21 protein-coding genes and 2 tRNA genes are annotated in these 20,437 nt (G+C 44.7%); 3 read left to right on the forward strand and 20 right to left on the reverse strand.

Annotation, left to right across the window (positions count from 1 at the left end; all coding sequences use genetic code 11):
• Positions 1 to 278 precede the first annotated feature (278 nt).
• The 8 genes from ABL924_RS09990 to ABL924_RS10025 all read right to left on the reverse strand — a co-directional run bounded on the left by ABL924_RS09990 (position 279) and on the right by ABL924_RS10025 (position 6,710).
• Positions 279 to 352 (reverse strand) — tRNA-Cys (locus tag ABL924_RS09990).
• A gap of 45 nt (positions 353 to 397) precedes the next feature.
• A tRNA-Gly gene (locus ABL924_RS09995) sits at positions 398 to 472 on the reverse strand.
• A gap of 61 nt (positions 473 to 533) precedes the next feature.
• Positions 534 to 1,013, reverse strand: coding sequence for a hypothetical protein (locus tag ABL924_RS10000; RefSeq protein WP_349026947.1), 480 nt, complete (start codon positions 1,011 to 1,013; stop codon positions 534 to 536).
• Between the two features lie 253 nt (positions 1,014 to 1,266).
• A complete protein-coding gene (locus ABL924_RS10005; protein WP_349026948.1) occupies positions 1,267 to 2,865 on the reverse strand; it encodes a hypothetical protein in 1,599 nt (532 codons plus the stop codon).
• Positions 2,866 to 2,955: 90 nt separating this feature from the next.
• On the reverse strand, positions 2,956 to 3,762 hold the full coding sequence (locus ABL924_RS10010; RefSeq protein WP_349026949.1) for an ABC transporter permease: 807 nt from the start codon (positions 3,760 to 3,762) through the stop codon (positions 2,956 to 2,958).
• Complete coding sequence (locus ABL924_RS10015) at positions 3,759 to 4,523, reverse strand: ABC transporter ATP-binding protein (protein ID WP_349026950.1); 765 nt, start codon at positions 4,521 to 4,523, stop codon at positions 3,759 to 3,761. The genes ABL924_RS10010 and ABL924_RS10015 overlap by 4 nt, the downstream gene beginning before the upstream one ends.
• On the reverse strand, positions 4,520 to 5,482 hold the full coding sequence (locus ABL924_RS10020) for a PQQ-dependent catabolism-associated beta-propeller protein (protein ID WP_349026951.1): 963 nt from the start codon (positions 5,480 to 5,482) through the stop codon (positions 4,520 to 4,522). The genes ABL924_RS10015 and ABL924_RS10020 overlap by 4 nt, the downstream gene beginning before the upstream one ends.
• Positions 5,475 to 6,710: an ABC transporter substrate-binding protein gene (locus tag ABL924_RS10025; RefSeq protein WP_349026952.1), complete on the reverse strand. Its 1,236-nt coding sequence runs from the start codon at positions 6,708 to 6,710 to the stop codon at positions 5,475 to 5,477. Before ABL924_RS10025 ends, ABL924_RS10020 begins: the two co-directional genes overlap by 8 nt.
• 140 nt (positions 6,711 to 6,850) lie before the next feature.
• On the opposite strand from ABL924_RS10025, the gene ABL924_RS10030 reads away from it, so the two are divergent.
• Positions 6,851 to 7,267 carry a PilZ domain-containing protein gene (locus ABL924_RS10030; RefSeq protein ID WP_349026953.1) on the forward strand — a complete coding sequence of 139 codons (417 nt, stop codon included), beginning with the start codon at positions 6,851 to 6,853 and terminating at the stop codon, positions 7,265 to 7,267.
• A gap of 85 nt (positions 7,268 to 7,352) precedes the next feature.
• Positions 7,353 to 8,177, forward strand: coding sequence for an MOSC N-terminal beta barrel domain-containing protein (locus tag ABL924_RS10035; RefSeq protein ID WP_349026954.1), 825 nt, complete (start codon positions 7,353 to 7,355; stop codon positions 8,175 to 8,177).
• Positions 8,178 to 8,204: 27 nt separating this feature from the next.
• Here ABL924_RS10035 and ABL924_RS10040 read toward each other — a convergent pair whose 3' ends face one another.
• Positions 8,205 to 8,621 (reverse strand): low affinity iron permease family protein, encoded by a 417-nt coding sequence (locus tag ABL924_RS10040; RefSeq protein ID WP_349026955.1) that lies wholly within the window; start codon positions 8,619 to 8,621, stop codon positions 8,205 to 8,207.
• A 195-nt stretch (positions 8,622 to 8,816) separates the two neighbouring features.
• On the opposite strand from ABL924_RS10040, the gene ABL924_RS10045 reads away from it, so the two are divergent.
• Entirely contained in the window at positions 8,817 to 10,475 is a 1,659-nt protein-coding gene (locus ABL924_RS10045; RefSeq protein ID WP_349026956.1) for a glutamine--tRNA ligase/YqeY domain fusion protein, read from the forward strand.
• A gap of 98 nt (positions 10,476 to 10,573) precedes the next feature.
• Here ABL924_RS10045 and ftsX read toward each other — a convergent pair whose 3' ends face one another.
• The 11 genes from ftsX to tolB form a co-directional block, all read right to left on the reverse strand.
• Complete coding sequence (gene ftsX / locus ABL924_RS10050) at positions 10,574 to 11,581, reverse strand: permease-like cell division protein FtsX (protein ID WP_349026957.1); 1,008 nt, start codon at positions 11,579 to 11,581, stop codon at positions 10,574 to 10,576.
• A gap of 3 nt (positions 11,582 to 11,584) precedes the next feature.
• A complete protein-coding gene (gene ftsE / locus ABL924_RS10055; RefSeq protein ID WP_349026958.1) occupies positions 11,585 to 12,241 on the reverse strand; it encodes a cell division ATP-binding protein FtsE in 657 nt (218 codons plus the stop codon).
• Positions 12,242 to 12,265: 24 nt separating this feature from the next.
• A complete protein-coding gene (ftsY, locus tag ABL924_RS10060; RefSeq protein WP_349026959.1) occupies positions 12,266 to 14,125 on the reverse strand; it encodes a signal recognition particle-docking protein FtsY in 1,860 nt (619 codons plus the stop codon).
• A gap of 84 nt (positions 14,126 to 14,209) precedes the next feature.
• Positions 14,210 to 14,806: a hypothetical protein gene (locus ABL924_RS10065; protein ID WP_349026960.1), complete on the reverse strand. Its 597-nt coding sequence runs from the start codon at positions 14,804 to 14,806 to the stop codon at positions 14,210 to 14,212.
• A complete protein-coding gene (locus tag ABL924_RS10070) occupies positions 14,799 to 15,509 on the reverse strand; it encodes an SURF1 family protein (protein ID WP_349026961.1) in 711 nt (236 codons plus the stop codon). The genes ABL924_RS10065 and ABL924_RS10070 overlap by 8 nt, the downstream gene beginning before the upstream one ends.
• Positions 15,510 to 15,617: 108 nt before the next feature.
• Positions 15,618 to 16,169 (reverse strand): glycoside hydrolase family 3 N-terminal domain-containing protein, encoded by a 552-nt coding sequence (locus ABL924_RS10075; protein WP_349026982.1) that lies wholly within the window; start codon positions 16,167 to 16,169, stop codon positions 15,618 to 15,620.
• Positions 16,170 to 16,293: 124 nt separating this feature from the next.
• Complete coding sequence (gene queC / locus ABL924_RS10080; RefSeq protein WP_349026962.1) at positions 16,294 to 16,968, reverse strand: 7-cyano-7-deazaguanine synthase QueC; 675 nt, start codon at positions 16,966 to 16,968, stop codon at positions 16,294 to 16,296.
• Positions 16,969 to 16,974: 6 nt separating this feature from the next.
• Positions 16,975 to 17,619: a 7-carboxy-7-deazaguanine synthase QueE gene (queE, locus tag ABL924_RS10085; RefSeq protein ID WP_349026983.1), complete on the reverse strand. Its 645-nt coding sequence runs from the start codon at positions 17,617 to 17,619 to the stop codon at positions 16,975 to 16,977.
• A complete protein-coding gene (gene ybgF, locus ABL924_RS10090) occupies positions 17,619 to 18,497 on the reverse strand; it encodes a tol-pal system protein YbgF (RefSeq protein WP_349026963.1) in 879 nt (292 codons plus the stop codon). Before ybgF ends, queE begins: the two co-directional genes overlap by 1 nt.
• Before the next feature lie 6 nt (positions 18,498 to 18,503).
• Positions 18,504 to 19,079 (reverse strand): peptidoglycan-associated lipoprotein Pal, encoded by a 576-nt coding sequence (gene pal, locus ABL924_RS10095; protein ID WP_349026964.1) that lies wholly within the window; start codon positions 19,077 to 19,079, stop codon positions 18,504 to 18,506.
• Between the two features lie 39 nt (positions 19,080 to 19,118).
• Positions 19,119 to 20,384: a Tol-Pal system beta propeller repeat protein TolB gene (tolB, locus tag ABL924_RS10100; protein WP_349026965.1), complete on the reverse strand. Its 1,266-nt coding sequence runs from the start codon at positions 20,382 to 20,384 to the stop codon at positions 19,119 to 19,121.
• Between the last annotated feature and the right edge of the window lie 53 nt (positions 20,385 to 20,437).

Consider the following 20,437-nt stretch of genomic DNA (forward strand, 5'->3'; position numbering starts at 1 on the left):
CCGACAGAACGGTTTTTCCGAAGCCTTAAACACGAACAGCTGACACTGAAAAGTTTAGGACTAAAGTATCAGCCAAACTAAGTGTTATTGATGTGTGGCCTTTTACAACGGAAAACGATCTCATTCAGACACGGTTATCAATCCCCGTTGCAATTTGAGCGGGATTTTTATAGGAAAGCTGTCTAAAAAAGTGTCCGGTTTTACTTGACCATTACAAGCTTAAAAGCACTGATATTCAGGGTTTATGGGACGTTGTGGGACGGGGCGAAACGGTCTGATGGAGGCTGCGGCCGGAATCGAACCGGCGTAGATGGCTTTGCAGGCCACTGCATAACCATTTTGCTACGCAGCCTTTGGTGAAATAAAAAAGCCGCGACGTTACGCGGCTTTTTAGATTTGGAGCGGGAAACGAGATTCGAACTCGCGACCCCAACCTTGGCAAGGTTGTGCTCTACCACTGAGCTATTCCCGCACTAGAAGTTATCCGCGTAATTATGGTTTTTTTTTAGTGAAGTGTCAATCTATAATTATTGTTACTGCACATCAATTGCGAGTACCCAACCGTCTTTATCTTTACATTTTCCTTCTGCAACCTTAACCTTCACGAACATTTTTTTCTTGCCACCAAAATCGGAAAACTCCATAACTTCGACAGGCGTTCCTTGAGATATATGCTGACATTCTGCATTTCTGTCTGCTTCTTCGCTATCATCGTAAGCAGCCAAGGTTCCAGGTACCGGAACCAAACGGACTGTGGCGCTGGGATCGACGGTATTTGGGCTTTTCAATGAGTATTTTTGTCCAATGGCCAGCTCTTTAACGGTAGGGCCGGAAACACTGTTCGATTCTCCGCCACTCATCATGATGACAAGTATAGGTAAAATCACTGCTGCAAGAATGCCATAGAAAGCTTTGGGATTTTTCTCTTTTAATCCCATCATTGCATCAACCTGACTGCCAATGATTGTTTTTGCCGATTCTACACTTTTGTTCTGATTGTCTTCGTTACTCATTTTTCATCCTCATGGTTTGTAATTTTTTTATTATGAGACTTTGCTCAAAACGTTATCAATTCCAGGTTAGATAGCTTGTGTTGCAAATATTTTCTTAAAGTAAACTTGCTTTATGACAACTCTGTCGATTTATTCAAATAATCATAAACTTCTTTGACTCAAGCCTACTCAGTGAACCAACTTACCACGATGTAAAAACTTTTCAAGTGATTTGTTCGTCGGTCATAGAACAAAGTAGCCACCCTCATTATTATTAAATAAAATCATAGCCTTTTTTAGGCTGTGCCTTGTCAATTTTTGCCGCAATCCGTTGACATTCAAACTGCCAGTAACCCAAACCAACGTTCTTCTTGCCTTTTAAAACCAAATAGATATTTTCCTTACTCATAAGCATCTTGATGAGTTCCCCTTCCTTCAGCATAAAATTGTCGACCACAAGAAAACTTGCCTCGCCTAGTTGTTCGTCGGCATTATAAAAAAGCCCTTTATAAGCAGCAGATGTGTCAGTGGCATTTGCCATGGTGTAGTCAACAGCATAATATTGCGTTGTCAGGAGAGTTATTCCAAAACTTATTTTATTACTCTGCTTCGCCACGATCAGCTCATTAACAACGCCTAAAGAGCGCTTTTGTCCGGGCTTATCGGATTTTCTAAAACTAATCAGATGTCCGACCGACAAAACTCCAGTTTTGCCAAAGACACAATATAACAATCTATCTGACTCCGAGTGAACAAGAATTTCCTGTTCAGCCTCACTATCGCCGACATTTTTGTTTTGAGTTAGATTCGAGCGTTGAAGGCTATGTGCAGGAGCCATACCTATAGCAATGTATCGATCTAGCCGGTCACTAAAAACGGCATCTATCTGAAGCTCAATCCCTGACCATCTTTGCTCAAGATAATCAAGCAATTCGAGACTTGGTTTTTCCTCATGATTTTTCAGTACGTGCAAGGAGCTAAAACGAGTTTGCGTCAGACTTATAAGTTTATCCTTTTTTTCAAACGCTTTGTAAAGCCTAGTAAAATCAATATAAAGCGAGGCCGAATCTCTTATGGAGTTCATTTCAACCTGAAGGAACGGCGGCTTATCCTCGTCAATCATCGTTACATATTGCATTTGCTGGCCTTCAACAGCGACCGGACTCAAATTAAACAAGGGGAACAAAGTCTCAATAAAACTATAAACTTGGAGAATTTCTTTTTGCATTAAGCCCGTAGGTCGAGAAACACTCAGCAAAATAATCTGCCGATAACATTCTTCGGGAGAACTCGCTTTGTTGAGAGTATTTGTGGCATCGGCTATTTTTACGGACTCTTTTTTTAGCGTTACACTGAGCTTGTATAACGAATGTATATCAATCCAGACCCAGTCCGGAATCGGCAGCCCCATAATAAAGTGACTAATGACAACGCTACTCAGCCCCTTGATGCAACGCTGCAAAGACAAAGCCAGATTTTTCCCCTGAAACCAACTGCCTTGGCGGCGTGAGAGTTCTTTCAGAACGATCCAGTAACCAACGGTGAATTCCCGCTCTATCGACGTGAGGACTTGAAGAATTTTTAAGTCATTTTCTTCTTTTGGGAATGCTGCCCTTATCAGTCTGGAACGAAGATAGTCTTCAATAATAAGGACTTTGGGGCGCATCTGTTCTAATGCATCCAACCTTAATTGAGGAGACATTTTAAGGATATTAAAATCAGTAATAAAGTCTTGGATCAACCTTGTAGCCAACCCAGGGTTAGCTGTTGGCAGTTCAAATAGCCATTGCTCCAAAGCTTTTGGCTCAAATTCTTTTAACCGCTCAGGTCTGGTTTCTTGTGTTGGAATAACAAGAAAGAATGAGTTTTTCACCTATTCACCTTAATGATTGTTGATCTTTTGAGTTTAGCCATCAAAACGCTGATACCCTGTTCTTTTCAAAACTGCCTTCATAATTCGGACTCATCCCGCCCCTCCTTTTCTTGTCATCATACCTTTAGAGGGATTATAGCCCAAGATTGCCAAGGTCATAAAAACAATAAAAGCAACTAGCGTATAGATAAAGGCATGTTGATTAAACTGTTCGTATAAACCAAAACGAATCAACTCAACCGCTTGGGAAAATGGATTGTATTCTGCAAGTCGATTTAATAAGGCACTGGATTCCTTCATTTTCCATAAGGGATACAGTGCCGTGGACATAAAAAACATCGGAAAAATCACGAAATTCATCACGCCTGCGAAATTTTCCAATTGCTTTATTAACGACGACAACAGCAACCCCAGCGCTCCTAGCATCAGTCCAGATAAGATCAATGCCGGCAAAATAAAACCATAACCCAGCAATGGTGGACGGATTTCATAACACCAGGCAATACCCAGGAATACGTAAACTTGTAAAACTGAAACAGCCGTGCCTGCCAACAACTTAGATAACAGCAAAAACCAACGCGGCAACGGACACGTCAACAGAATACGCATACTGCCCATTTCGCGGTCATAAACCATTGAAAGCGAGCTTTGCATCCCGTTGAATAGCTGGATCATGCCGCATAATCCCGGTACGATATAGACTTCGTACAGAATATACGTCTCATAGGGTGGGCTAATTGCTAACCCTAAAGCCGACCGAAACCCGGCGGCAAAAATAAACAACCAGACCAAAGGCCGTACCAAAGCTGACACAAAGCGTTCTCGCTGGGTAACAAAGCGCCAACATTCGCGCCAGATAATGCCCCACATAGCTCGCCAATAATGCAAAATTTTCATCCCTGAAGCCCTTGCGTTAGCTTATAAAAAGCGTCCTTAATGGTTGATGTTGCAGTTTGTTGCAGGACTTCATCAACCGACCCCGTTGCCTTGATTTGGCCTTTATGCAGGATAATGAGGCGGTCATCTGGATAAACCTCATCTATTAAGTGCGTCGCCCATAACACGGCGATGCTCTCTTCTTTGGCCAAACGATGGACGTGTTCAACGATGTCTTGACGGCTAGGCACATCAAGCCCTACCGTGGGTTCGTCCAATAACAACAAGGATGGCTTGTGCAACAAAGCCCTGGCGATCTCCACCCGCCGCCGGTGGCCGCCATTTAATTGGCGGATTTTTTCCTTACTCCGGTCGTACATGTTTAGCCGTTCCAATTCCTGCTGGATGCGCTGCTTTGCAAGTTTACCTCCCATACCATGCAAGGCCGCGTGGTAGCCCAAATTCTGCATCACCGTGAGATCCATATCTAACGTCGATTGTTGGAATACCACACCCAATCTTGCCAAAGCCTTACCTGTTTGCTTTTTTATGTCATATCCGCACAATTCAATGCGTCCGCTACGGGCATCATACAATCGCGTAATCAGGGCGAATAAAGTACTTTTTCCTGCACCATTCGGGCCCAACAATACCGTACATTCACCCGGTTGGATGTCAAAACTCACTTGATCCAGTGCTTTTTTGCCGCCGTAAGAGAAGCTCAAGCCCTCGATAGCTAAGGCTATTTCTTTGTCATTAGCTTGTCTTAAAGGCTGGCTCATGGCTTGACGGCAACGCCCCAGGGATAATTGCCCACGCCTAGCGATTTGGTCACAGTTTGGCTGTCAAGGTCAACAATGGAAATGTCGTTGCTCACGCCATTGGTCGTGTACAGTCGTTTTTGGTCGGGTGAAAACGCCAGATTCCACACCCGTTGGCCGACCAACAAATATTTTTCGACTTCATAAGTTTTGGCATTTATCACTGCTACACGGTTGGCTGGCCCTAAGGCAACGTATCCGTGTTTGTATTCCTTATCGATAACCACCCCGACCGGCTGTATTTTGTCTTTGGCAACGCCTTGAACTTCAAAGGTTATGCGCTTTACGATCTGTTTGGTGCTGGCATCCACGATCGACAAGCTACTCGCCATCTCGGACGTTGCCCAAGCAAATTTACTGTCCGGCGTAAAGGTAACGGCACGGGGACGTGCATCGACCAAGGTGTTTTCAACGATTTCATTGGTTTTGGCATCAATCCAGTGCAGCATATTGGTCGTTTCCGACGCACTTACCACCCAGCGACTATCGGGGCTAACGGTGATGCCCTCCGGTTCTACGCCAACTTGCACCTGCTTGATAACCTTAAGCTTGGCGATGTCCATCACCGTGACTCTACTGTCATCCTCATTGGAGATATAAAGCCTGTCACCTTTAGGATTGAGCGCGAAGGTCTCGGGATCATCCCCTGATGGTAATGTCCCGATTTCCTTCAAGGTTTCGGTGTCGATCATTTTGATGATATTGTCGTCGCTAGTGGCAATGTAAAGTACCTTGTTGTCAGGGCTGATGACGATGCCTCTAGGCCGTCGCCCAACCTCAACGGTTTTGATCAGTTCGCCTGCTATTGGATCGACTATCGCCAGAGCATTGTCTTTTTCCAAGGTGACAAATACGGTTTCTGCTTGTGCAGAAGCCGTCAACAGCACTATTAGAACACCACTTAAAACCTGCTTATTCACTACTTTTACCCCATTTACATGTTGTTTCTGGTTGGTCGTAGCCTAAAGTATCCAATTCGGTTTTGGGATGCAAAAAACCTTCAATGGGCGCAACCGCAACTAAAGAACGGGGCGCAGCCAGCAACACGGGTTGACGTAATTGATGGTCCCAAGACCGAAATGATAAAGACGTTCCCTTATAACCTTGCAAAGCAAACTGGTCGCTTAACAAGTAATCTTTAATAGGCTGCAAGTCATTGGATTTTGTACGGGTTGCCGCTTCGCCAATGGCACGTACTGCTAAATAAGCACCATAATCTTCCTCTTCCATCCAACGCCCTGCTTTCTCTTTAAAACGGTTTTGGATTTGCGTGGCACCCCATTGTTCATGGGTTCGATGCCAAGATGTTGCCACTAAACCTTGCGTGCCCATAATAGGCCGTGGAATCCAGGTACGGTAATCCAGGTATTCCCCAAACTGGCCTTGTTCATCGGCAACCACCAATACGTCGTAATCCTCATCAAGCTGGGTAAAAACTGCCACGTCTGATTGTGCAGTGCGTCGCGCATCGAAGGTATGTTCCCAGATTTTTTCCTGGACGATGTTCATGTTGAATTTTTTGGCGGAGAGTTTGATTGCTTCCGCAAACAGCTTATCTTCCTTTGTGTTGCCGATAACCAAAAACCACTTCGTCCACCGTTTTTTCATCATATACTGCGCGAGTGCGTCCGCACGCATGGCGCGACTAGGCAGCAAATGCAGCACATTCACCCTGCATTCCTTGTTACGCAAAGCATCATCAACGGTTGCGACATCTAAAAGCAAAACATCCTTTGCCTCTGCTAGATCAGCAACCGTGTTAGTCAAATCAGGCGCAAGATTGGTCACTACATAAGCATATTTTTTGGCAATTTTCTGGTTAAATATATTGGCAACATTACCATCGAGCGGCACAATAAACTTCTCCAAGGAAAATTGCTGCTTAGTGTACTCACCTGTTGTGTTGTTATCCTCTATCGCAAGTTCCGCACCCGAAACGCCTTTATTTTCGATAATGGGATCAAGATTAGATAATGCAGGCAATACTTTTTGCGTTTGTGTCAGGTAAGCAATTTTGACGGCTTGTTTGCCTTTCGCAAACAACGCGTCGGGAACAAGCAATTGAAAGAAAATAAAAAAAATCAACCCTATTCGAGGTGGCAAGATGGTCGATAGCATTTTTACAGATAAGCATTTTTTAATAAACATGGTTTATTCTAAAGTATTGAACAACTTTTTTTACTTTAATTCAGCAAATTATTTATAACGTCAATATTTGAAAAATATCGCTTTAGGGTCAATACTTAACTCAACTGTTCGTCATAATCAAGTTTACTATCTTAATATTCATGTCAAAGTCTAGTCACACAACGCATACTGCCGATCATTGGTCTACTCGTGGCGCACCTGCTCCATTTAAGATCAATCGACGCATGGGTATACGTTACCTCAGAAATGATATCGGTGCATCATTGCGCAAAATTGGCCTGTTTAATTTTAACTTTGGTACAACCCATGATGTATCGGTAAAGCTGGTTGATATCAGCAGCAGAGGTGTTTTGATTGCAACAAACATAAAATTGCCCATCAACAAAAAAGTCTTTTTAACAATACGATTTGCTGACTTCAAGGAATTCGAAATGTCAGGAAAAGTTGTTAGAAAATCAGATGGTTATGTAATCATTTACGGCATAAAATTTGACTCCCTTAATAATGATTTAGCCGACAATTTACTCGCTACACAACGAAGATTAGCGTTTAAATAAGATTGTACTTGGACATTCGCCATGTTTTCGGTCGGTCAGGCAGTGTTTTTGTCAGATTCATCGCTGATAAAACAACATAACCAGTATGGCAAATATTGTACTCAGTGACATTTATGTCTATCCGGTTAAATCCCTCGCTGGTATCCGAGTACCGAGCTGGACTGTAGTGGAGACAGGTCTTAAGTACGATAGAAAATGGATGCTGATAGATTCTGAACAGCACTTTCTCAGCCAACGCCACTTACCCCATATGGCGTTGATTAAAACGGTCCTAACGGAAACCCAACTGATTCTATCTGCACCTAGTATGGATGATCTGTACTTATCGTTAGAACCTACGACGGGAGACATCATCAATAGCACGATCTGGCACGATCAGGTCGATACCATAACCATATCGGCCGAGGCGGATGAATGGTTTAGCCGTTTTCTGGATGTGGAATGTCGCCTGGTTTACCAGCCGGATAGAGCAATTCGCCGAGTTAACCCTGCTTTTGCTAAACCTGAAGACCAAACTGCGCTTTCGGACGGTTTCCCTTTTCTGCTGATTTCTGAAAATTCGCTGGCCGCTCTTAATCAAGCAATGCAGCTTAATCTATCTATATCCCGTTTCCGACCTAATCTGGTGGTGTCAGGCTGTGAAAGTTACGCTGAAGACTTTTGGCGAGAAATTACCATAGGCAAAATCGGCTTTCGACTACCTAAGCCTTGTTCACGCTGTGCAGTACCAACTATAGACCCTGAGACTGGTAAAATCGGCAAAGAGCCACTAACCACACTCAACCGCACCAGAAAATGGCAGAATAAGGTTTATTTCGGGCAAAATACCTTGCACGATGGCTTAGGTGTGCTGTTAGTCGGGGATAGCGTACATATCAATCTTACTGGTAACCAGCAACCGCCATTATAACCCGCCAACTTCTCGATCAGATCCATTCTAATTATCCGTCTCAGGCGTATCGGTATCTAAAATGCCGCTTTCCGTATTTTTCCTGGCTAATTCCGCCAACGCCTCGTATTTTGCGCGAAATGCGTCGAGATGGATTTCCTCAAGCTCCTCAATATCTAACAAAGCGTTGTGTGCTCCTTTGGTAGCCCGGATTAATTCATCCAGCTTGATTTGAATCGCTTCCGTATCGCGGTTTTGGGTGCTTTGAATGAGGAAAACCATCAAAAACGTGATAATCGTCGTCGCCGTATTAATCACCAATTGCCAAGTGTTGCTGTAATTGAACATAGGTCCCGTAATAATCCAAACCAGAATTGTCCCTACAGAAAGCACAAATACGATAGGCCGGCCACAAAACCGTGAAGAAGCTTTGGCGAACTTTGAATACCAGGTTATTTGTTTCATAAGGGCTTACTCGTATGATGATGTTAATTGCATGACGTAAGGACTACACTACCAGAAAGCCAGATTAAATCCTAAAGACCCCGTCTTTACTGAACGTATCAAATCCAGTAATATTTCAATCTAACCAGATTAAAATCTGACACCGCAAACTTTTCAGGTATCCTTGCAGATAACCTACATCAACCCCTAGAACTCATGTCCATAACTGATAGCCAAATTCCTGCCAACTTTATCCGTCATATCGTCGCTGACGATCTCAAATCCAACAAACATAACGGCAAAGTTGCGACCCGCTTTCCACCCGAACCGAATGGCTATTTGCATATTGGCCATGCCAAGTCGATTTGTTTGAATTTTGGCATTGCCGCTGAAAACAATGGCATCTGCAATCTCAGGTTTGACGACACTAATCCCGAAAAAGAAAGCGTCGAATACATGGAGTCCATCGAACGGGATGTGCAATGGCTGGGATTTGCATGGAGCGGCTTGTATCATGCCTCTGATTATTTTGAGCAACTCTATCAATATGCCGAACAACTTATTAAGCAAGCTCAGGCTTACGTTGACAGCTTATCAGCTGAAGAAATCCGGACTTATCGAGGCACACTGACCGAACCAGGGAAAGAAAGTCCAGACCGTAACCGCACCATAGAAGAAAATCTCGACTTGTTCAGGCGGATGCGGGCGGGTGAATTTGCCGACGGTCAGTATGTGTTGCGTGCCAAAATTGACATGGCCTCACCCAATATCAACATGCGTGACCCCGCCATTTACCGGATTCGCCGCGTCCATCACCATCGCACAGGCGATGCTTGGTGCATTTATCCCATGTACGATTATACCCACTGCATATCGGATGCACTGGAAGGCATCACCCATTCCTTATGTACCCTGGAATTTGAAGACCACCGCCCATTGTATGATTGGGTATTAGAACACCTAGACACGCCGTGCCATCCGCAACAGATTGAGTTTGCCCGTTTGCAACTGGAATACACCATCGTCAGCAAACGCAAATTGAATCAATTGGTGATGGAAAAACACGTCAACGGCTGGGACGATCCCCGAATGCCGACTATTGCCGGGTTACGCAGGGCGGGTGTAACGCCTAAAGCAATCCGGGATTTTTGCGAGCGTATCGGCTTAACCAAGCAAAACTCATGGATCGAGATGTCCGTGCTGGAATATTGTATCCGCGAAGACCTGAATGAAAACTCACCCAGGGCGATGGCGGTTTTGAATCCCTTACGATTGGTAATCGACAATTACCCTGACGATAAAACCGAACAACTGGTCATCAGCAATCATCCGCAAAAGCCAGAACTGGGTAACCGCGACGTGCCATTTAGCAAAGTGATCCTGATCGAACAGGATGATTTCGCCGCTTGTCCGCCGCCTAAGTTTAAACGCTTGATGGAAGGTGGAGAAGTCAGGTTGCGAGGCGCTTATGTCATTCAATGCAATGAAGTCGCCAAAGACGAGAACGGCAATATCGTCGAACTACGTTGCACGTATGATCCAGACACACTCGGCAAAAACCCAGAAGGCCGCAAAGTTAAAGGCGTGATCCACTGGGTCTCCGAAGCACATGCCCTGTCCGCCGAAATCCGGCTTTACGACCGCCTGTTTACCGTACCCAACCCAGACAATGAAGAAAATTTCTTGGACGCATTAAACCCTAGCTCCATACAGGTACTTAAGGATTGCCGTGTTGAAGCCAGCCTAGGCAAAGCCATAGCCGATAGCCGCTATCAGTTCGAACGGACAGGCTACTTTTGTTTAGATGTAAAAGATAGCGTGAACGACAAACTGGTATTTAACCGAACCGTGACCTTGAGGGATAGCTGGGAGTAGAAATGATTTCTAATGGATTAAGCTAGTGAACATTAGCTTCATCGCGACGATTAAATGAGCATATACAGTGGGCGATAACCTACCTCCCGTCACCTTGGCTATTCAGGTCGTAATTGTTTGACTTGAATATGAAGAACTAGCCAGGAACCGAACACTGCCAGCAATGAAGATATCGCCAGTAATATGAGCGTTTCTTCGTAACTAAAAAACAATAAATGAAATGCGCCTTCATATAAGCCGGAAAGATTTTCGACGGATTGTCTTAAAATCAGCATCATAACGGTCACGATAAACCACGCGGCGACACCAGAGAGAAAACCTATCCAGAAACCTGTATATAAAAACGGCCTTTGAATAAATCCATTGGTAGCGCCAACCAATTTGGCAATAATCACTTCCTCTCGGCGATTATGTATTTCCAAGCGTATCGTATTGCCTGCGATAAAAAACACCGCCAACCCCAGCACTACGGTGAGCAGCAGTGCGCCTAACTGGGCTGTAGAGACAATGGATTGCAAACGCGCAACCCAGGCCAAATCCATCTGGGCAAAATCTACTTCGGTGGATTGTTTAAAATCCTCAAACAACTTAGTTAAGCTTTGTTTGTCTACCAACGCGTCCTTGGGTAAAACTTGTATTACGATGGGTAATGGATTTTTTTCGAGTACATCAATCGCCTCGCCAAAACCGCTAAAGCCTCTGAATTCTTGCATCGCCTGCTTTTTAGTGATTAGTTTTACGTCCTTTACGTTCGGATTTTTCCGAATAGAATCAGCATATTGCTTGGCATGGGCATCAGAAATCTCATCCCGCAAAAACAAGGATATTTGGTTACTAGCTTCCAATCCTGATGTTAATTGCTGCAAGTTGACGACGACTAAATAAAAACCGCTGGCAAGCGAAATAGCGATGGCTAACACGCCAATCGTCATAGTTGACGTGAATGGCGTAGAAAACAAACGTCCAAGGCTTGAAAATAGTGCTTGGGCATGTTGATCGCGGTACGCTTTCAAGCGGTCAGTAAAGCTTCCTCCCGCTCTAGTGTTCTGCTGTATCTCCGGTTTCGCAACCTTGGGCTTATGAGGATATTTATCAATTTGCTTCATAGCTTAGCTCGCCACCAATTGCCCATGATCTAGCCTTAAGACGCGATGGTTCATTCGTTGTATCAAGGAAATATCGTGCGATGCAATCAGGGTAGTCACGCCAACTTTTTGAAATTGCTCAAATAATGCCATAATTTCTGTAGACAATTCAGGGTCGAGGTTGCCAGTAGGTTCATCGGCAATAATCATCGGCGGCTTATTGACCACTGCTCTGGCGATACCAACACGCTGCTGTTCCCCACCTGACAATCCCAGCGGAAATTTCTTTTCTTTCCCCAATAAGCCAACCTTATCCAATGCAGCGCGTACCCTGCGCGAAACCTCATGATGGCCGTAACCTGCTATCACCAAAGGCAAAGCGACATTATCAAACACTGTCCTATCCTGTAACAGCTTATAATCTTGGTAGATAAAGCCCATTTTCCTACGGATATAAGGTACATGGCGTTCGTTGATGACACTCAATTTTTGTCCGTCCAACACAATATCGCCGCGCGTTGCACGTTCCATCACCGCAATCAATTTCAACACGGTACTCTTGCCTGCGCCGGAATGTCCGGTAAGGAATGCAATTTCGCCTTGTTTAAGATGAAAGCTGACGTTCTTCAGGACATCGCCGGTCTCGGCATAGCGTTTGTAGACGTTTTCAAACTTGAGCATGGCTGGTTTTAATCGCTAACAAGTTCAGTCTTTGACGAACAAAGCATCGACAAAGGTTTCGGCATTAAAATCTTGCAGGTCATCAATGCCTTCGCCCACGCCGATGAAGCGGATGGGAATGCCGGATTGTTTGGCTAAGGCAAAAATAACCCCGCCTTTTGCGGTGCCATCCAACTTGGTCAGAACTAAGCCAGTCAAACCTATCGCTTCATTAAATAATTTGGCTTGTGACAAGGCATTTTGTCCCGTGCCTGAATCCAATACCAAGATGACTTCATGAGGAGCGGTTTCGTCCAGTTTAGCCATAATACGTTTAACTTTCTTCAATTCTTCCATCAAATTATCTTTGGTGTGCAGTCTTCCTGCGGTATCGGCGATCAGGACATCCACACCTTTTGCCTGCGCCGATTGAATCCCGTCATAAATCACGGAAGCAGAATCTGCACCAGTATGTTGGGCGACAACGTGGATGTTATTGCGCTGTCCCCAAACTTGCAATTGCTCAACTGCTGCTGCCCTAAAAGTATCACCCGCCGCTAACATGACGCTATGACCTTGTGCACTTAAGCGTTTGGCAAGCTTGCCAATGGTAGTGGTTTTACCCACGCCGTTCACACCGATAACTAATATGACAAAGGGCTTATCCTGTTTGGGAATTTGTAACGGCTTGCTACAGGGCGCGAGAATACTGAGCAATTCTTGCTTCAAGGCCAGCGTTAATGCGCTGCTATCGCTTAATTGCTGGCGTTCAAGTCGCTGGGTAAGGCGATTGATGACTTTCGTAGTGACATCGATCCCCACATCAGCCATAAGTAAGCTGGCTTCAATTTCTTCCAATAGATCTTCATTAATATCTTTGAGACCTAACGGCAAATTAGCCAGAATACTACCTATCCCGGTTCGGGTTCGTGATAGCTGGGTTTTAAGGCGCTGATAAACAGATTCTGGCGCAGGTTCTACATAAGGTTCGTCTAACTCTATTGTTGCGACTTCTGGTGCAAGCACCTTGGGCGAAATGATATCCGCTTCTGGTTTGATCTCGAGAACTGCCGGTTCGGGACGCGCTTTCTTAACGGATGACTTAACTTCAACAAAACCATACCGACTATAAAAACTAATGGCAATCAGCGGCAACATTAACAATGCAGCAAAGCCCGTATGGGCAATTACAATCCATAACGGCATGGCAAATTTATAGCCGACAACGCCTAAGCCCACTTGTACAAACAGTAGAAAACTTAACCATAATCCGGCTTTTTGTACCGATTTTGAATTTTTTACAGCAGCAGCAACGAGCATTAGCCCGTTTAGAAGGATGAAACAGGCTAGAGCGCCTACTCGGTGTAACCAATTCACCGCAACTTGGGTTGCGTAAGACATCTCACCCGTTTTTGCCATCAAGCCATTCAAGATGCCCTGATAATCAGCCTCCGGCCACCATTGGCCATTACATTGAGGAAAACCGGAACAGGCCACCGTAGCATGGTTGACACTTACCCAACTACCTAAGGCGATTTGCAAGAACAGTAACACTATCGCAAATCGAGCAAACCATAAAGGGCCTGTACGTTCGACAGAACGTGAAATATCTCGGTCAGTCCGCAAATGCAGCCAGAAAAATGACCAGAAAACCGTCATCCCTAACAACAGATGCCCTGTTATCAGAAGTGCTTGATCGGGTGCTTTTAAAATCCCTATCCCTAAAGCCACTTGCAAACCCAGCAATCCCGCCAGACCAAAAGCTGCCATCACTGCTGCGGCACGGCAATGCGCTTGCCACCAGGCCATCAACAGCACCACTAAGGTAACCGCAGCAAGTGCGTATGCAGCCTTAAAATGAACATCTTGCGGCTGAATAAGGCCAAACAGGGGTTCAATTCCCATTACCCTGGTTAAAGATCCAGCAACAATGACTATCAGCGTTAAAACGACGCCAAACAAAGTTATTTTTCTAAACATTTGTTTCCATTAACCAATTTGTGAAATTCGCAATAAGTGCATGAGATCACTTTTTACTTTGTAGGGATCAAAACCCGGTTCGTACTGCATCATTAAATTACCCATCGGATCCATTAACAACAACAGTCCATCCGGTATACTGCCATTTCTGAGTCCGGCAATTTTATTCAGTAATACCGCGCTGGGTTTAACTTTTAACAGCACTTTATCATCAAGCAACCATTGATTTGCGACTTCTGGCTGCACATCTTTTAAAAAAATAACAGCCCGCCGTGTGCGGGTTAAATCTTTGTTCATCATCAACCGCAGTTGCTTGGTCTTATGAATGGCATCAATACAGATTTTATTACAGTCGTCTTGCGGGACTACATTCAATGTCACCCAATGACCTTTAAGTTCGGCGATATTATCGGTGGAAAAAACGTCCAAGCCTACTAAATCGCTACGTTCGGTTGCCACTACTGGAGTAATAAGCTGCCCCTTATTGGTCTTACCTTCGATAAAAGGTGCTTTTCCACCCAACATCCAGGCTATCGTAAAAGGAATAATGGCCATCCCGAATATCAGCAGGATAAATAATCGATTCTTTTTTTGTTGATCAATCATATAGTTTCTTAAACCCGTACTTAACAAAAAGTATGGTGAGCGTTATCGCCAATAGAAACCATTGTACCGCATACCCGACGTGTTTTTCAGGTGTCATGGTTTGCGGCAGTTGCCATTCTCGCGTAAATCCGTTCGTCGCTTGTTTATCCAGTTCAATCTGGAAACTGAACAATGGACAATTGAGTTGCTTGGCTAATACATTAGTATTAATGACTTGCACTAAGGCAGGCCAGCTATTGCTTGGAATTTCAGCCCCTGCTAATTTTAAGCCTACGCTGGGAAAACGATTAATTCGACCTGTGATCATGATTTCCTTAATATCGACTTTAACATCAGGTAAATCGGCTCGGCTTTTACCTAAAGGCAACCATCCTCGATTGACCAAAACCGCCTTATTTTCGTTTTTTAGCCTGAATGGAGTCAATACAAAATAACCCACCCTGCCCTTGCTTACCTGATTGTCGAGTAAATATTGGTGACTGGTATCATAATGTCCTACGGCTTGAATGGGCTTGTACAAAAGCACTTCCGCTTTGTCTGGCATGTTTGCCGACAAAATCAAGGTTTCTGTTGCTTGGCGTTGCTCTTTTAGGTTGATTAATACCCGTTTTTCTTCCGCACGGTTAAGCTGCCAAATGCCGAGCGAAATCAGAAGAGGCAGCAAACATAGATAAACTATTAGGGGGACGCGCTTGTATTTCATTAATATATTAATTAATGTTAAATATCAGTTAGTTATACGGAATCTCACGACAGTGACTACAGTCACACCTAAAACGTTTAATCACTGTTTTCGCGAAATGTCGGCTGTCTAATGAGCTGAAGTCGGATGCGACCGATAAAATTGAAGCCCCTGTGCAAGTCGTTTTTGTCTAAGGACTAACATATCACTACGTAACGCCCCATTTTCAAATGCACGATTTACACAAAACATGGCATCGTAAATTTTTTCGTAGTTATAAGAAATTAAAAGCAAATCAATCCCAGCATTCAGAGCATTCACACTAGAATTACATAGGCCATGGCTGTCTGCGGCCCCCATGGTCAAATAGTCTGAAATGAGTACACCTTTGAATTGCCAAGCGTCTCTGATAATATTTTTTACTACCTTATACGAGAAAGATACCGGATTGACTCTATCAACTTTGGTTAATATCACATGACTAAGCATTATTATTGCATCCGAGTTTTCAACGATTTGCTTGAATGGCAGCCAATCGTGTTTATTCAGTTCGCTAACCGATAATTCAAGCTCTGCTAAAAAATGGTGTGTATTATTTACCACCTGACCAATACCAGGAAAATGCTTAAATGTTGCCTTCATTCCTTGGCTTTCTAAGCCATTAATACTAATCCCAATCAGTTGTCATTGATACCTTCTCTAAAGAGAGAAGGTCGGGATCAAGATCAAACGGTTAAAAACCGATTGGGGTTACGATTATTTACTTCGCGTCATCGGGATAATTTAAGCGCAATTGCCCTGGGTGTTATTGTTGGTAACGAGTAGGGTCTTGTGATTTGGCTTCCGTAAAACCTAGCGATCTTAGTCGGCACGCATCACATACCCTGCAAGCCCGACCTTGTTCGTCGGCAGAATAGCAAGAGACAGTTGGAGCATAATTAACACCCAGATTTGTTCCCAGCTTGATAATTTCAGCTTTGCTTAAGGCTATAAGCGGGGTGTGGATGGTGAAATGTTCGCCTTCTACACCGGCTTTAGTGGCAAGATCGGCTAATTGTTGGAAAGCCTTGATAAATTCTGGTCTGCAATCGGGATAACCTGAATAATCGACTGCATTAACGCCAATGAATATGTCCCTTATTTTTAACACTTCCGCCCAGCCTAGAGCAAAAGCAAGAAAGATGGTGTTTCTCGCTGGTACGTAGGTTACGGGTATGCCTGCTTCGAGTTTATCGGGAACTTGAATTTTTTCATCGGTGAGGGCTGAACCGCCGATAGAACCCAGTCCAAGTTTGACGATTTTGTGGTCTTTTACTTGATAAGCCTTAGCTATCTCACTGGCGGCCTTTAACTCGGCATTATGCCTTTGTCCGTAATCGAAACTGAGTGCATAGCAATCAAATCCCTGTTGCTGGGCGAGAGCCAGCACGGTGATAGAATCTAACCCGCCGGATAATAGGATGATGGCTTTTTTGGACATTAACGGCTATTTACCTCTGGCATCGTCCCAAAGCAATTTATGGAGCTGGATTTGGAAGCGCACGGGCAATCTATCATGCAATATTTTATTGGCTAATTCGGTAGGATTTTGCTGTCCCATGACAGGCGAAAACAATGCTTCACAACAATCTGTCAATTGATATTCTGATAATATCTGTTTTGACCAAGCGTAATCTTCGTCATTACCAATGACGAATTTCACTTGGTCGTTTTTGGTTAAGTACTGGATATTTTGATACAGGTTTTTACTTACTTCACCAGAACTTGGCGTTTTAAGATCCATCACTTTGATGGCGCGAGGATCTACAGAAGACACATCCAAAGCACCGCTGGTTTCCAAAGAGACAACATAGTCCAGATCGAGCAGCTTGGTCATCAACTCTAGGCATGAAGTCTGTGCCAGCGGTTCGCCGCCAGTTATAGTGACATAACGCGTCCCGTAGCTTTCGACTTCGGCAATAATGTCGCTGATGTCTTTTTTTTCGCCCCCAGTGAAAGCGTAAGCAGTATCACAATAACCACATCGTAACGGACAACCTGTAAGCCTGATGAAAACGGTGGGAATGCCGACGGTGCTGGACTCCCCTTGCAGGGAGTAAAAAATTTCCGTTATTCGCAGTGAACTCACAATTACTTTGGGCTTCCATCAAGTATAAGCAGTTTTTTTTGCGCTAATCCTGCAGCTCTGGAATTTGCAAATTCTGACGTTATTCGAGTCAGATATTCACGGGCTTTTGAAGGATTTTTCTCTTCCATTTCGATATAACCCAGCTTTAGAAGTGCATCCGGAACTTTTGTAGAATTAGGGTAGGTTTCAATCACGCTATTGAAGGCTTTACGGGCAGATGTATTATCCTGATTAACCCGATGGGCTTCACCTAACCAGTATTGTGCATTGCTCGCGTAAGAGCTGCCAGGATGGCTAGTTATAAAAGCATTAAATTCAGTTATTGCTTGGGCAGTACGACCATTCCTAAGATCATCATAGCCTTGCTGATATTCCTGTTTTTCGGCATCTGAGACTTGAGCAGAACTAGCATCAGAAGGCTGTACGGTTGCCGCCGCCGCAGGTGCCGCGGTTTCGGATGTAGTATCAGGCTGCGCTTTACTTGCAGCATCGTCGGTAGCAGCAGGTGCTGGGGATTCTGTTGCACCTGGGCCAGATTCTATTGAAGTTGATGGATCAACAGGCGTTTCTGCCGACGGCTGCCCTGCACCGGATTTATTTTCGATGTTTTGGATGCGGTCATCAAAATCCGTAAACATGGTTTTTTGCTGCTTTTTTAGCTCCTCTATTTGAGAGGCTTGCTCTTCGACCTTACCCGTAAGCTGCTGGACTTCCGTTTGCATTTGCTCTATCCGCTTCATCATCTCATAATCTGAGGTTAATGCTGCTGCGGGTGGCTTAGCTGCATTCAGTGCCGGATTAGTCGATGTATCAACAACCGGAGGCAACTCAGCACAAGCGGTGCTGCAAGCGCAGAGTAGCAATGCAATTCGTGCATTCATCAATGCTTACCTCTGATAAGACAATTCAGCACGACGATTGCGCTCGTAAGAGCCTTCATCACTGCCAAAAACGGCAGGTTTTTCTTCGCCGTAGCTAATCAGGGTCAATTGACCATCGGTAACGCCTTGGGCTTTCATCATGCCTGCAACGGCTTTTGCGCGTTGATCGCCTAATGCAATGTTATATTCAGGTGAGCCGCGTTCATCCGCATGACCTTCCAGTGTCAATTTTTGGTTAGGATGGGCAACCAAATATTTCGCATGGGCATTGATGACTTGGATAAAATCCGGTTGGACTTCACTGCTATCCAGCATGAAATAAATCGTACTTCTGGATAGGGGATTATTAGGATCAGTGAATTCAGGGCCGAGGAAAGAATTATTGCCGGTTACGCCGGTATAACCCGCTCCAGCCATTCCTGATAAGGTTGAAGCACCATTCAATCCGCTGGTTGAAGCGTCGTTAATGCCGCTGGCAGCATTTTGTCCGGCATTAAGGCCGTCCGTTGCTTCGTCTTCACTGCAACCGGATAAAGCGAATACAGCCGCCAGTAAAATCCATAATATTTTGTTTAATTTCATAGTCTTTGTTCCTGAGTTATTGATTGGGTTAGGTGGTTTTTAAGGAGCCCAGGCAGGTTCGCGTACGCCGCCATTGCTAAAAGCCAATTTTTGCTGCATTTTACCATCTAAAGACACGGCGGATAAGTAAGCCGTACCGCCTTTTTTGGTAGCATACAAAACCATCGTGCCATTGGGCGCAAAGCTGGGTGATTCATCGGCAGGGCCTGTCGTCAACACGTTGATCGACTTGCTGCCGACATCCATCACACCAATACGGTAATCACCGCCGTTGCCATGCACCATTGCTATGCTTTTGCCATCGGGTGAAAAGCTGGCACGGGCATTATAATCGCCGGAAAAAGTGATCCTTTTCTCTCCACCACCGTTGCTTGACACCATATACAGTTGCGGCTTACCGCCACGATCAGAGGTAAATACGATGTTGTTGCCATCGGGCGACCAGACTGGTTCGGTGTCAATCGAATAGCTTTTGGTCAATTTGGTTAATGAGCCGGATCCCAGATTGAGCGTGTAAATGTCGGGGCTGCCATCTTTAGATAAGGTCAGTGCCAGTTTGTTGCCATCAGGAGACCATGCAGGAGCGCCATTGATGCCAGGGAACTCCGCAACGCGCTTGCGTTGACCGGTTGCCAAAATCTGTACGTAAATCGCGGCTGTCTTTCGCTCGAAAGACACATAAGCCATTTTGCTTTTATCCGGCGACCAGGAAGGTGACATCAAAGGCTCTTGCGAGCTGGCGATAGTTTGTGGATTAAAGCCGTCGGCATCTGCCACCTGGAGCTGACTTTGCTGCTTATTGTTAGTCACATAGGCAATGCGGCCGCTAAACGCACCTTTTTTGCCCGTCAATTTTTCAAAGATCATGTCTGCAATTTGGTGGGCTGTCCGACGTAAGTCAGCAGCAGATGAATTCATCTGATAACCGAGCAATTGGCTGCTTTTCAGCACATCCAGCAACTGAAATTGCACGCTGTACTGACCGCCTGTACCACCGCCAACCTGGCCCACCACCAGATAATTCTGGTTTAATGCCTGCCATTCAGGGAATTGGACAGCAGAAGCAGAACTCGGCCTACTCCGCATATATTGTTCTGCCAACATTTTGAAATAGCCGCTACGCGCTAGATCGGCATTAATAACCGAGCTGACATCTACAGGTGCACCGGAGGTGGCAAACGGTACGACGGCAACGGGAGTGCCGCTATCTGAGCTTTCGGTGATGTCGATAGTTAGTTCGGCCTGACTCAGCGGCGCGAAGGCAAGCATTAAGCCTAATATCAGGATTTTTTTAAGGAAATTCACGTTTCTACCTCGTTAAGCCTATAGTCTGAAACACAATAGTTGTAATAGTTATA

It is taken from the genome of Methyloglobulus sp. (assembly GCF_040079455.1).
GTDB lineage: Bacteria > Pseudomonadota > Gammaproteobacteria > Methylococcales > Methylomonadaceae > Methyloglobulus.